Origin of the sequence: Arthrobacter sp. (assembly GCF_031179385.1) — a bacterium.
In the GTDB taxonomy this organism is placed as follows: domain Bacteria; phylum Actinomycetota; class Actinomycetes; order Actinomycetales; family Micrococcaceae; genus Arthrobacter_D.
Genome location: NZ_JAPSHV010000088.1, coordinates 1 through 12,227, shown reverse-complemented (window position 1 = coordinate 12,227; position 12,227 = coordinate 1). Strand labels below are relative to the sequence as shown.

General features: G+C 64.0%; 12 protein-coding genes. 6 read left to right on the top strand and 6 right to left on the bottom strand.

Annotation, left to right across the window (positions count from 1 at the left end):
- The 6 genes from RIF85_RS11815 to RIF85_RS11790 all read left to right on the top strand — a co-directional run.
- Positions 1-663, top strand: a 663-nt coding sequence (locus tag RIF85_RS11815) for an extracellular solute-binding protein (protein ID WP_309072100.1), incomplete at its 5' end; no start/stop codon positions are given.
- A gap of 29 nt (positions 664-692) precedes the next feature.
- Entirely contained in the window at positions 693-1,628 is a 936-nt protein-coding gene (locus RIF85_RS11810; protein ID WP_309072101.1) for a sugar ABC transporter permease, read from the top strand.
- Positions 1,625-2,470, top strand: a complete 846-nt coding sequence (locus RIF85_RS11805) for a carbohydrate ABC transporter permease (protein WP_309072099.1) — start codon at positions 1,625-1,627, stop codon at positions 2,468-2,470. Before RIF85_RS11810 ends, RIF85_RS11805 begins: the two co-directional genes overlap by 4 nt.
- Positions 2,471-2,495: 25 nt before the next feature.
- Positions 2,496-3,803, top strand: coding sequence for a sn-glycerol-3-phosphate ABC transporter ATP-binding protein UgpC (locus tag RIF85_RS11800; RefSeq protein WP_309072098.1), 1,308 nt, complete (start codon positions 2,496-2,498; stop codon positions 3,801-3,803).
- Positions 3,804-3,928: 125 nt separating this feature from the next.
- Entirely contained in the window at positions 3,929-5,647 is a 1,719-nt protein-coding gene (locus tag RIF85_RS11795) for a helicase HerA-like domain-containing protein (protein ID WP_309072097.1), read from the top strand.
- A 31-nt stretch (positions 5,648-5,678) separates the two neighbouring features.
- Positions 5,679-6,665, top strand: a complete 987-nt coding sequence (locus RIF85_RS11790) for a hypothetical protein (protein ID WP_309072096.1) — start codon at positions 5,679-5,681, stop codon at positions 6,663-6,665.
- Positions 6,666-6,671: 6 nt separating this feature from the next.
- Here the strand turns inward: RIF85_RS11790 and RIF85_RS11785 are convergent, their stop codons facing one another.
- From RIF85_RS11785 to rpmB, 6 genes are all read right to left on the bottom strand, one after another.
- Positions 6,672-8,681: an NHL domain-containing thioredoxin family protein gene (locus tag RIF85_RS11785; RefSeq protein ID WP_309072095.1), complete on the bottom strand. Its 2,010-nt coding sequence runs from the start codon at positions 8,679-8,681 to the stop codon at positions 6,672-6,674.
- Entirely contained in the window at positions 8,678-10,831 is a 2,154-nt protein-coding gene (locus RIF85_RS11780) for a cytochrome c oxidase assembly protein (RefSeq protein ID WP_375164843.1), read from the bottom strand. The genes RIF85_RS11785 and RIF85_RS11780 overlap by 4 nt, the downstream gene beginning before the upstream one ends.
- Positions 10,832-10,966: 135 nt before the next feature.
- Entirely contained in the window at positions 10,967-11,257 is a 291-nt protein-coding gene (locus tag RIF85_RS11775; RefSeq protein WP_056544463.1) for an HU family DNA-binding protein, read from the bottom strand.
- A gap of 254 nt (positions 11,258-11,511) precedes the next feature.
- A complete protein-coding gene (gene rpsN / locus RIF85_RS11770; RefSeq protein WP_309072093.1) occupies positions 11,512-11,817 on the bottom strand; it encodes a 30S ribosomal protein S14 in 306 nt (101 codons plus the stop codon).
- Positions 11,818-11,821: 4 nt separating this feature from the next.
- Complete coding sequence (gene rpmG / locus RIF85_RS11765; protein WP_019481734.1) at positions 11,822-11,989, bottom strand: 50S ribosomal protein L33; 168 nt, start codon at positions 11,987-11,989, stop codon at positions 11,822-11,824.
- Entirely contained in the window at positions 11,989-12,225 is a 237-nt protein-coding gene (gene rpmB / locus RIF85_RS11760; protein ID WP_026545364.1) for a 50S ribosomal protein L28, read from the bottom strand. Before rpmB ends, rpmG begins: the two co-directional genes overlap by 1 nt.
- Positions 12,226-12,227 lie beyond the last annotated feature (2 nt).

Below are 12,227 nucleotides of genomic sequence, written 5' to 3'. Positions count from 1 at the left end.
CCGGAGGCTCCCGCTGACGAGATAGAACTGGGCATCGCGAGCGACGCCGGTCAGGAAGCCGCGCGAATCATCGGTACGATCGGCGAGGAGGGCCTGGGCGGCCCAGGTATCGCAACGTCGACCGAGAACACTTCGCTGATTCTCTTCCAGGGCGATACCGGTTCCTTCATGGTCAATTACCCCTTCGTCTGGCCGGCCACCCAGGGTGCTGTCGAGGAAGGATCCCTTGACCAGTCAGTGCTCGATGACATCGGGTGGGCACTCTATCCGCGGGTCACCGAAGACCAGGAAGCCGCTCCACCGCTCGGAGGCATCAACCTCGGCGTGGGCGCCGGCAGCGACGCTCCCGATCTGGCCTACCAGGCGATCGAGTGCATCGTGAAGCCGGAGAACCAGACCGAGTACTTCCTGACAAACGGTAACCCTCCCTCAAACTCGGAGGCCTACGAGGACCCCCAGATCGAGGAGCTGTTCCCGATGGCGGAGACCATCCGCGAATCACTGGAGCTTGCGGCCCCTCGCCCGCAGACACCGTTCTACAACGAGATTTCCAGCGGCCTGCAGCAGACCTGGACGCCACCGGAACAGGTTGATCCGGAAACAACGCCAGAGCAATCGGCAGACTTCATCACCTCCGTCCTGAAAGGGGAGAGGCTGTTGTGACCAGCGCGATCACCAAGAACCCCGAGGCCATGAAAACAAATGGCCGCAACCGCAACAACGATTACAGCGACAGGGCCAAGGCTGAGCGGCGCCTCGGCTGGATCCTTGCAGGCCCGGCATTCATCATCATGCTCGCGGTCACGCTGTATCCGATTCTTCAGGCGTTCTTCGACTCCCTCTACGCGTTCCGCCTGACCGCCCCCGATGAGCGCGAGTTCATCTTCTTCCAGAATTACGTGACCATCCTGAGCGATCCGGTCTGGTGGCGGGACCTCGTCGTGACGCTTCTGATCACTGTGGTGACTGTCGCCGTTGAACTCGTCCTCGGTTTCGCCCTGGCCCTGGTGATGCACCGGGCGCTGAAGGCAGTACGGGGCTGGCTCCGCACGGCCATCCTGGTTCCCTACGGCATCATCACTGTTGTCTCCGCGTATGCCTGGTTCTACGCGTTCGACATCAGCTCGGGCTACGTCAACGCCTGGTTCGACTGGGTGCCGGGCATCGATGCGGACCTGAACTGGTTCGCACAGGCGAGCACCGCCCTTCCGGTCATCATGGCCTCGGAAATCTGGAAGACGACCCCGTTCATCTCGCTCCTCCTCCTGGCCGGCCTCGCGCAGGTTCCGGATGAGCTGACCGAGGCCGCGAAGGTCGACGGCGCCACCTGGTGGGAGCAGATGCGCAAGGTCATCATCCCGAACATGAAGGCAGCGATCATGGTCGCGGTCCTCTTCCGGGCCCTCGATGCCTTCCGAATATTCGACAACGTGTTCATCATGACCAACGGCCAATACGGCACTGAGGTGCTCTCGCTCCTTGCCTATCGAACGTCCATCAGCCGGCTGGAGATCGGGCTGGGCTCGGCAGTGTCCGTCCTTCTCTTCGCCTGCGTTCTCTTGATCAGCTTCATTGCCATCAAGGTCTTCAAGGTGGACCTCGCCGGATCAACAGGAGGAAAGCGATGAAGTCGACCGGCCGTCAAAAGCTTGTATGGACCATCATCTCGATCGCGGTGCTGGTCTACGCACTGTTCCCTGTGGCATCGATTCTGGCCACCTCGTTCAAGTCTCCGGGAGATCTGACCAACGGGCGCTTCCTTCCCACCCCGGGACTGGCAACGCTGGCCAACTACGAGCAGATCCTGGTGGGCGATGCGCAGGGCCTCTTCCTCACCGCGCTGTGGAACTCGATCGGGATCTCGCTGATCGCAACTTTCATCGCCGTCGTGCTGGCGACGCTGTGTGCCTACGCGATTGCCCGTCTTGATTTCCCCGGGAAGAAACTGATTCTTACGACGGCGCTGGCCGTTTCGATTTTCCCGGTTATCTCCATCGTGACACCGCTGTTCAACCTGTGGCGCAATATCGGCCTGTACGACACCTGGCTCGGCCTGATCATTCCGTACCTGTCACTCACCCTCCCAATTTCCATCTGGACCCTCGCTGCGTTCTTCCGGCAGATTCCGTGGGAGCTGGAGCAGGCTGCCCAGGTGGACGGGGCAACGACGTGGCAGGCGTTCCGCAAGGCGATCGTTCCGCTCGCTGCACCGGGTGTGTTCACGACGGCGATCATCGCCTTCTTCATCGCCTGGAACGACTTTGTCTACGGCATCTCGCTGACGTCAACGGAAGCGGCGCGGCCCGTGCCTGCGGCGCTGGCGTTCTTCACAGGGGCTTCGCAGTTCGAGTCCCCCACCGGCGCAATTTCAGCGGCGGCAATCATCGTCACCATTCCGGTTGTACTGCTGGTACTCCTGTTCCAGCGGCAGATCGTTTCAGGCCTGACCCAGGGCGCAGTCAAGGGTTGAGAACCGAAGGAAGAGGATCCAGAACATGGCTTCTATAACGCTCAAGAACCTCGTCAAGCAGTACGGGGACGGGTTCCCCGCTGTCAACGACATCAGCATCGATATCGAGGACGGCGAGTTCATCATCCTGGTGGGCCCGTCGGGCTGCGGCAAGTCCACCCTCCTGCGCATGATCGTGGGGCTCGAGGACATCACCTCGGGTGACCTCTACATCAATGGCGAACGGGTCAATTCGAAGGCGCCGCGTGATCGGAACCTCGCGATGGTGTTCCAGAACTATGCGCTCTACCCGCACCTGACGGTCTTTGAGAACATTGCGTTCCCCCTCCGTCTGGCCAAGGGCCGGCACAGTGAGGAGGAAGTGCAGCGGCTCGTCACGGAAGCCGCGGCAACGCTTGAACTGACCGACCACCTGCAGCGCAAGCCGGCGAACCTCTCCGGCGGCCAGCGGCAGCGTGTTGCCATGGGCCGGGCAATCGTGCGGCAGGCAGACGCGTTCCTCTTCGACGAGCCGCTATCGAACCTCGACGCGAAGCTGCGCGGACAGATGCGGTCAGAAATTTCGCAGATGCAGCGTCGGCTCGGCACAACGTCCGTGTACGTCACCCACGACCAGACCGAGGCGATGACCCTCGGCGACCGCGTTGCGGTGCTGAAGAAGGGCGAGCTGCAGCAGATTGCATCGCCTCGTGAGCTGTATGAACAGCCGGTCAACCTCTTCGTGGCCGGCTTCATCGGTTCCCCGTCGATGAACTTCCTTCCCGCGACCATAGAGAACGGCAAGCTCCAGACATCGCTGGGTGCACTGGACATCCCTGCCGACCGTGCAGCCAAGGCAGCCGGCCGCAAGGTCGTGCTGGTTGGGGTCCGTCCGGAGTTCTTCGAGGACGCCAAACTCGTCGACGAGGCGAAGAAGCCGCACGGCTCGACGTTCAAAGCCACGCTCACTCACACTGAGTGGCTCGGCAACGAGCAGTACGGCTACATCAACTTCGACCCCTCCCCCGAGGTCCGTGAACTGCTGAACAACCTTGCCCGGGACATGGACGCCGACGAACTGCGGCCACAGGTCGTGGTTACGCTGGACGCGGCGAGCCGGATCCGAGGCGGCCGTGAGTCAGAGATCTGGCTTGATACCCGCAAGCTGCACCTGTTCGATCCCGAGACAGGCGAGAACCTCACCCGCGATGCAGAGGCGGGTGCGGCACTGACTGCAGAGGCCAATGAGGAACGCGCCGAGGAGATCGCCAGCGCCCGCGATGCGGACCACGAACACAGCACTACGAGTACAGGCAACGGTGGCGGAGGCGGAAGCCACCGGGCGGTGAGCTGACGCACGCCATATTCACCGCTTGACTGACGACGCCGGCACTCACCAGGGTGCCGGCGTCGCTTCGTGTCGCGGAGATTCCTGCCTGTGCCGGCGCCGGTGCCTGAGAGTGGTTGTAGCCTGAGGCTATGGCGAGCAAAGAGGCAGCAAACACGCAGGCATCGACCGCGGAGCACGCAGAGAAGATCGCGGCCGGCTATACCTTCGAGGGCCCGGCAGTGCAGCTCGGCGCGGCCATCGTCGACGGTACTGTCCACCCGGAGGCGGCGGTGCGTCTGCCGCTGGCCATGATGAACCGTCACGGGCTCGTCTCCGGTGCCACAGGGACCGGAAAAACGATCACTCTCCAGGTCCTTGCTGAACAGCTCAGCACCAACGGAGTGCCCGTCTTCCTTGCCGACATCAAGGGGGATCTCACCGGGTTGTCGACGCCGGGCACGGGGAGCGACAAGCTCCTTCGGCGGACCCAGTCGGTCGGCCAAATGTGGACTCCCGGAAATTTCCCGGTGGAATACTTCTCCCTTGGTGGTGACGGCACCGGCGTTCCTATCCGGGCAACCATCTCCGACTTCGGTCCCCTGCTGCTTGCGCGCGTCCTCGACCTGAATGAAACGCAGGAGTCCAGCCTGCAACTGGTGTTCCATTACGCCGACAAGGCCGGCCTTGAGCTTCTCAACCTCGCGGACCTTCGCGCCGTCATCGCATTCCTTGTATCCGATGAGGGTGAGAGCGCTCTGGACCAGCTTGGGGGGCTCTCGAAGGCAACTGCGGGCGTTATCCTCCGCGGGCTTGTCACTCTGGAGGCGCAGGGCATGGACCGCTTCTTCGGTGAACCGGAATTCGACACTGCTGATCTCCTGCGCACGGACGCGGAAGGTCGCGGCATCATCAGTTGCCTGGAACTGCCCACGCTCCAGCAGAAGCCGCAACTCTTCTCCACGTTCCTGATGTGGCTTGTCGCAGACCTCTTCGCCGATCTTCCGGAGGTCGGGGACGTCGAGAAGCCCAAATTGGTGTTCTTCCTCGATGAAGCTCACCTGCTGTTCAACGGTGCCTCGAAAGCGTTCCTGCAGTCCATCCACACCACCGTGCGCCTCATTCGCTCCAAGGGCGTCGGGATCTTCTTCGTCACCCAAACCCCACGGGACGTGCCCGCGGAGGTATTGGGCCAGCTCGCAAACCGGGTTCAGCATGCCCTGCGGGCGTTCACACCGGATGACGCGAAAGCCCTCAAGTCCACCGTCTCCACCTTCCCGATGAGCCCCTACGATCTCGAAGAGGTACTGACAACCGCCGGCATCGGGGAGGCCGTGGTCACCGTCATGAACGAATCGGGCGCGCCCACCCCGGTGGCCTGGACGCGGATATTCACTCCACAGTCCGTCATGGGGCCCTCGCCCGCAGGCGTCGTGGAGGACATCGTGAAGAACTCGCCACTCCTCGGCGATTACGGCACGCCTATCGACAGCCATTCCGCGTTCGAGAAGCTCTCCGCTCCACAAGACAGTCCGGAAGCGCGACCCACGACGACGACGCCGACGCCGTCATCACCCGCGGGCGGGCGCATGCCCAGTCAGGCGGAGATCGACGCCGAGGCGCGCCGTATTGAGGAGGAGATCCTGGGCCGGCCCAGCAGCCGGCCGCCAACTGCCCGTGCTGAACGCCCGGCGCCGCGTGCCGGGCAGCAGGCTCCCGACGGCGGTTGGCATGCCCCGCCTGCAGGCAGAAAACAGCATGAGACGAACGAGGTGATGGACTTCGCCCTCAAGGCCGCCGGCACCATCGGCGTAGAGCTGGTCCGTGGGCTTTTCGGGACGCAGCGGAAGCGCCGACGTCGTCGTTGGTAGGTCTGGCACTGCCATTGGGTAACGTAAGAGGGTGCATTCGTCCCGCCTGATCCGAGTCCTGGCCGCCTGGCTGCTTGGGCTCATGCTGGCGATCGTGGCGGCAATTGCAACCGTGATGCTCGTCAATACCCGGGTATACGGTCCTCACCAGCAGGTCGAAAGCTATTTGGAGGCGCTGCGTCAGGGCGAGGGAGAGCGGGCGCTGGGACTGCTCAACGCCTCCGTTCCGGACTCAACGAATGCAGCGCTTCTGGACGGTCCGGCCCTGCAACGGGCAGCGCAGGGCGTCGAAAATGTGCAGGTCGGCGAGCCACAGGCGGCGGGAGAGAATCGCGTGGAGGTGGACGTCAACTACACGATTGATGACGCCGCACACGCCACCGCTTTCCAGCTGGAGAAGACCGGCACGGAGTGGCTTTTCTTCGATCGCTGGGAGTTTGTGCCCTCGACGCTACCCATGCTCGAGGTGTCGGTGATCAACCAGAACGATGCCACGCTCAACGGCACCCGCGTGCTGATGCCTGAGGGCCGCAACCGGTTTGCTGCCTTCTATCCGGCCGAGGTGGAGGCCCACTACACGAGCGAGTATTTTGCCGCGCCCGCCCAGACCGTCGCCGTCACCGACCGCCAGCAAGCACCGGCCGGTCTCAACCTCGCAACGGCGGCAACCCCGGCGCTGACCGATGCCGTCACGGCGCAATTGAAGACGTTCCTCGACGACTGTGCCAAGCAGACCGTGTTCCAGCCGGCCAACTGCCCCTTCGGTTTCGAGACCGAACGCCGGGTGGCCGGGCCCATCAAGTGGTCCATCACCGAGTACCCGGAAGTCCGCATCGAACCGTTCAACGGCGACTGGGTTATCGCCCCGCTCACAGGAACCGTTCAGCTCGAGACCAGCCTGCAGGACCTGTTCACCGGGGTCATCGAACCGGTCACCGTCCCCCAGGAATACGGGTTCACCGCGCGCCTCGCCGTCACCGACGAGGGCATCACGGTAACCCCGGTCGTAGAGTACTAGCGCCGTCTAGTCGAGGCCGCGCAGGTCCAGCGTAAGTTCCGTTTCACCGCCGGCGCCGAGAGTGACCGGAATGCCCCAATCCTGCTGGTACAGGTGGCAAGCTGCGTGGTCCGGTATTTCGCCGCCGGGCTCACCGTCACAGGCCGCCGCCCGCGCGGTGATGTGCAGAACGCCCTCGGATACCTCGTCTGAGAGGACGAGCTGCCGCTGCAGCCCGACGCCGGTTCCACCACCCGAGACCAGAAGTGATTCCGGCGACGATGAGATCTTGAGCTGCGTCGGGTCACCCCAGCGGTCATCCAGCTTCTGGCCCTTCGGCGCGCTGAACCGCACGGTCACGCCGAACTCTCCCGTGGCCACCGCTGTCTTGGGCCGCTGCGTCTGCGAGGCACCCTCATCCACTGCGAGAGCTTCCTTGGGGATCGGCGCCCGGACCAGCTGATGCTTGTTCGCCTCGACGACGATGAGCAACGGCTCGCCGCCCGACTCCACCGGTGCCTGGTCCACCAGCACATCGGAGGGCTCCGCCAGTCCCCGCAGGAGGGTCGAGACCTGCCTCGTTGAGGGGTCATACCGACGGATTGCGCCGTTGTAGGTGTCGGCGATGGCAATGGATCCGTCCGGCAACGCGGTCACACCCAGCGGATGCTGAAGACGCGCCTGTTCGGCCTCACCGTCCCGGAACCCGAAGTCGAAAAGCCCCGTACCGATCGCCGACTGCACCTGCGTGCGGCTCCTGCCGTTGACAGTGAGGAAGCTCAGCACGCGCAAGGCAGACGTTTCGGAATCGGCAACCCAGATGTTCCCGTGTGCGTCCTCGGCCAGGCCGGAGGACTGCGCGAACCAGGCAGCGGTGGAATCGCCGTCGAGCAGGCCCTCCAGGCCGGTGCCGGCGAGGATGTCCACGGCGCCGGTCAGCGGGTCGAAGGTGAAGATCTGGTGCGTCCCGGCCATGGCTACGACAATCCGCTCCAGGGCGGTCGACCAGATGATGTCCCACGGCGAGGAGAGGGAGATGTTGAGGGCGTCCGTACCGAGGAACGTGTCCTCCAGTCGCGGCGCTGCATCCTCGGGGATGTCCTCGGCGTCTCCCCCCAGGTCATGGGAGACCTCCTGCAACTCCACCGGCCGCGCTTTGACCTGGTTACCGGCATCGAGCAGCCGCTGGACGCCGTTGCCCGCGACAGTGCGCACCGCACCGGTTTCCAGTGCCACCCCCCGCAAGCGGTGGTTCACAGTGTCAGCGATGACGACGTCGTACCCTACCCGGCGCGCTATCGGCGCCGGGAGGAGGGCCAGACCCTGCGGTTCATTGAACTGCGCCTCGTCCGGGCCGCCATCGGCGAAGCCCCTGGTGCCTGAGCCGATGGTGCGCCGCACGGTCTCAAGGTCAGCCTCGAGCTCGACGAGGCGGTGGTGGCCGCTGTCCCCCACGAGGAACGTATTGGTTGTAGGCAGCGCAAGCACCTTGCCCGGGAAACGCAGGTTGCCGGCGGTGGGCTCGGCGGGCACGTAGGGGCCGTCACCGCGGTGCAGCGTGCCCTTCGCCTCGTGCTCGGCGACCAGTTCCTCGACGAGTGATTCGAGGCCGGCCGCGTGGCCCTCACCGGAGAGATGCGCCACGATGTAACCCTCGGGGTCGATAACAACCAGGGTCGGCCAGGCCCGCGCCGTGTAGGCCTGCCAGGTATCGAGCTCGGGATCGTCGAGGACCGGGTGGTGAATCTCGTACCGCTCCACCGCTGCGGCGAGGGCAACCGGATCAGCCTCATGCTCGAACTTGGGCGAGTGTACGCCTACCGTGACGAAGACGTCGGAGTACTTCGCTTCGAGCGGTCGCAGCTCGTCGAGGACGTGCAGGCAATTGATGCAGCAGAACGTCCAGAAGTCGAGGAGGACGATCTTCCCCCGCAGGTCCTCAAGCGTCAGCTGCTTGCCCCCGGTGTTGAGCCAGTTCCGCCCGACGAGTTCTGACGCGCGGACGCGGTAGCCGACGCGGAGCGAGGTTTCGGTCATTCAGGATCTCCTGGTGGGGTTGAGCGCTGTCCTGCGGGAGTTTCGGATGAAGGGCGACGCGTCGCAGGCCGGGTCCCCTCCCGTTCGGCCAGCGAGGCGAACATGTTGTTATAAGCAGAGAGCTCGGCGTCGTTATTCCGGTCCGCGGCACGGTCCTTGCGCCGCGACTCCCGCGCATCGCTGCGGGACCACATCACCGCGACGCCGATGGCGAGCAGGAGCGTTGGAACCTCTCCGATGCCCCAGGTCACTGCACCACCGATCTGCTGGTCCTCAAGGGCTGACGGCCCCCACTCCCGGCCCATGTTGCCGAAGTAGGAGGCCTGCAGCAGGGAGGTGCTGCCGGTCAGGGCCACGCCGAAGAACGCGTGGAAGGCCATGGTGGCGAAGAGCAGCAGCAGCCGCAACGGGAAAGGCGCACGCCGCGGCACGGGGTCGGTGCCGATCATCGTCAGTACGAAGATGTACCCGGTGAGGAGGAAGTGGAGGATCATCAGCTCGTGCCCCACGTGCTCACGCAGCGCGAAGCCGAACAGCGGCGAGTAGTAGAAGATCACGATCGACCCGGCGAAGTTGGCAGCGGCGAACAGCGGGTGCGTCACCAGCGCCGAGAACTTCGAGTGGACGATCACGAGTATCCACTCGCGGATGCCCCGGCTGCCGTCCCTGCGGGGCGTCAATGCCTTCAGGGCCAGGGTGACCGGTGCGCCGATCACCAGGAACAGCGGCACAACCATGGTCAGCGCCATGTGGTCGATCATGTGCGCGCTGAACAGCACCATGCCGTAGATCGCCGGAGCCCCGGAGGTGAAGTAGGTGAGTGCGATCAGTCCGATGAACCAGGAAATGAGCCTGAGTACGGGCCAGGAGTCACCCCGGCGGCGCAGCTTCACAACGCCCAGGATGTACGCTGCCGCGACCGTGAGGGTGAAGGCGATCCAGAGCCAGTCGGGGCGCCATTCGGTGAGCCAGCGCATCGCCGTCGGCTCCGGAGGCAACTCATAGCCGGTGAGGATGCGCGCCGGCGTGGCATCGGGCTGCAGATCCTCGGAACGCGGAGGCGCGGTCCGCGCCAGCGCAACGGCGACTCCCGATACAGCGCCCATGATGGCCAGTTCGACGGCGATGAGCTGCCAGAGAACCCGGCGCGCGGACATGTTGGTATCGAGCTGCGGAATGATCCACTGCCGGTGCATCAGGCCGATACCACCGAGGAGGATGGTTGCGATGGCCTTGAAGGTCACCAGCAGGCCCCACTCGGAACCCAGTTGTGAAAGGCTTCCGATCCGGAGGCTTGCGTTGATGATGCCCGAGAGGAAGACCAGCGCGAATGCGAACCCGGCGAGCGCAGAGAATCGCTTCAGCACGGCCGTCGTCTGGGTTCCCAGCTTTCCGCCGATGATGGCGAGGACCACGATGCCGCCCACCCAGAGGCAGACCCCGACCAGGTGAAGCAGGATGGAGTTCACGGCGGCGTTGTGGTCGTCCCCGCTGGCAGAGTGGCCGATCAGTGCCATCGGGAGCAGCCCACCGAGCGACAGGACCAGCGTGAGGGCAAGCCACAGGCTGGAACGGGCGCCGAACGTCATGGTGGCAACGACGGCGGCAATCATCGTGGTGGAAAGCCAGGCACGACCGGTGTCGAAGTCTGTGAGGTAGGACGCGAGCCCCTGGGTGTAGGCCGGTTCGCCGCTCAAGGGAAGGCCGGATGCGTCGGAGTACGTCAGCACCAGCACGGCAAGGGCTGAAAGGGTCCAGGCAACCGCGGCCCACGACGCAAGCGACATGACCCTGGAGAAGGCCGGAGACTCGTCCGGTACCGCGGTGGATTCGGAGGAACCGGCGCCGTTGGATCCGCCGCGCGAGCGTACCTGCCTCGGCAGGATCACCACCGCGAAGGCAAGAGATCCGATCACGGCGGCCACCGAGATATTGTGCACGGCTTTCGACAGGGGTAGCCCCCACCGCGTGAGTGATCCCGGGTCGCTCAGCTGCCGGGGTGCTGCGGCGCCGGAGAAGGCGAGTGCCAGCACCACCGCGGTCAAGAGGGCGATGCCGGCAGCGATCAGCCAGCCCGGCTGGACCCCGGACTGCCCGGTGGCGGTGTTACCGGGTTTCGACTGGTTGGTTGTTGTGGCCACGCCTTCCATTGTCTACCCGCAGTAGAACAACGGCCAACTAACGTGCTCCGCCGCACGAAGCCCGCTCACAGGCTCGGTTTCGCAGAACAGTTAAACGAAACAGGGACTGCCACCGCGTGGTGGCAGTCCCTGAATTCTGCTGGGCTACTTGACGGCAGCCTTGAGCTTGGAGCCTGCGGTCAGCTTGACGCTGCTGCCTGCTGCGATCTCGATGGTCTCGCCCGTCTGGGGGTTGCGACCGGTGCGAGCTGCACGCTCGGTGCGCTCGACTGCCAGCCAGCCCGGGATGGTGACCTTGACGTCGTTCTTGGCAGAGGAAGCGAGAACGTCGAACAGGGCGTCGAGCACGCTGTTCACGGCAGTCTGGCTGGTGTCAGCCTTTGCTGCTACCTCGGCCACCAGTTCGCTGCGGTTCTTGGTCTCTTTCTTAGCCAATGTATGTCCTCCTGGACTTGTGCGGATTATTCAGAACCTCACCGTCTGGCGAAGCTTCTGGAGGAAAACCTACCAGCTTCAACCGCGATCTCCCGCAGAAATGGGCGTTTTTGCCCGTGATGTGGCGGAATATGGGCCTGTTGGAGAGGATATGGCGTCCGAAGACCGACCACGCCGTCTCCACCGCTTAAGGAAAATCAGGACGGCGACCATGTGGTCGCCGTCCTGATTTTCACTGCGTCAAGCCGGAATATTTACCAGCTGGACTTGGTCACGCCGGGCAGCTCGCCGCGGTGTGCCATCTCGCGGAAACGAACGCGCGAGATACCGAACTTCTGGAGGGTGCCGCGGGGGCGCCCGTCGATCTGGTCGCGGTTGCGCAGGCGCACCGGTGAAGCGTTGCGGGGCAGCTTCTGCAGGCCGAGGCGTGCAGCCTCACGAGCCTCGTCGGTTGCGTTTTCGTCAACAAGCGTCTTCTTGAGCTCGAGGCGCTTGGCCGCGTAGCGCTCAACAATGACCTTGCGCTGCTCGTTGCGAGCAATCTTTGACTTCTTAGCCATGTGTTTAGCGCTCCTCTCGGAATTCGACGTGCTTGCGAATCTTGGGGTCGTACTTCATCAGAACCATGCGGTCCGGGTCATTACGGCGGTTCTTGCGGGTTACGTAGGTGTAACCGGTGCCGGCCGTGGACTTCAGCTTGATGATCGGACGTACGTCTTTGTCCTTTGCCATTAGAGCTTCACTCCCCGAGCCTGGATCTCAGCGACGACGGCGTCGATACCGCGGACGTCGATGGTCTTGATGCCGCGGGCGGAAACCTGCAGCGTTACATTGCGGCGCAGGGACGGAACCCAGTAGCGCTTCTTCTGAATGTTCGGGTCGAACCTGCGCTTGGTGCGCCGGTGCGAGTGCGAGATGCTGTGCCCGAAGCCCGGCTCGGCCCCAGTCACTTGGCAGTGAGCTGCCATGA

Coding starts and splice junctions, on each gene's coding strand:
- rpmB (WP_026545364.1), bottom strand. CDS start 12,225: ATGGCAGCTCACTGCCAAGTGACTGGGGCCGAGCCGGGCTTCGGGCAC.
- rpmG (WP_019481734.1), bottom strand. CDS start 11,989: ATGGCAAAGGACAAAGACGTACGTCCGATCATCAAGCTGAAGTCCACG.
- RIF85_RS11805 (WP_309072099.1), top strand. CDS start 1,625: ATGAAGTCGACCGGCCGTCAAAAGCTTGTATGGACCATCATCTCGATC.
- RIF85_RS11810 (WP_309072101.1), top strand. CDS start 693: ATGAAAACAAATGGCCGCAACCGCAACAACGATTACAGCGACAGGGCC.
- RIF85_RS11780 (WP_375164843.1), bottom strand. CDS start 10,831: ATGGAAGGCGTGGCCACAACAACCAACCAGTCGAAACCCGGTAACACC.
- RIF85_RS11785 (WP_309072095.1), bottom strand. CDS start 8,681: ATGACCGAAACCTCGCTCCGCGTCGGCTACCGCGTCCGCGCGTCAGAA.
- RIF85_RS11800 (WP_309072098.1), top strand. CDS start 2,496: ATGGCTTCTATAACGCTCAAGAACCTCGTCAAGCAGTACGGGGACGGG.
- rpsN (WP_309072093.1), bottom strand. CDS start 11,817: ATGGCTAAGAAGTCAAAGATTGCTCGCAACGAGCAGCGCAAGGTCATT.
- RIF85_RS11795 (WP_309072097.1), top strand. CDS start 3,929: ATGGCGAGCAAAGAGGCAGCAAACACGCAGGCATCGACCGCGGAGCAC.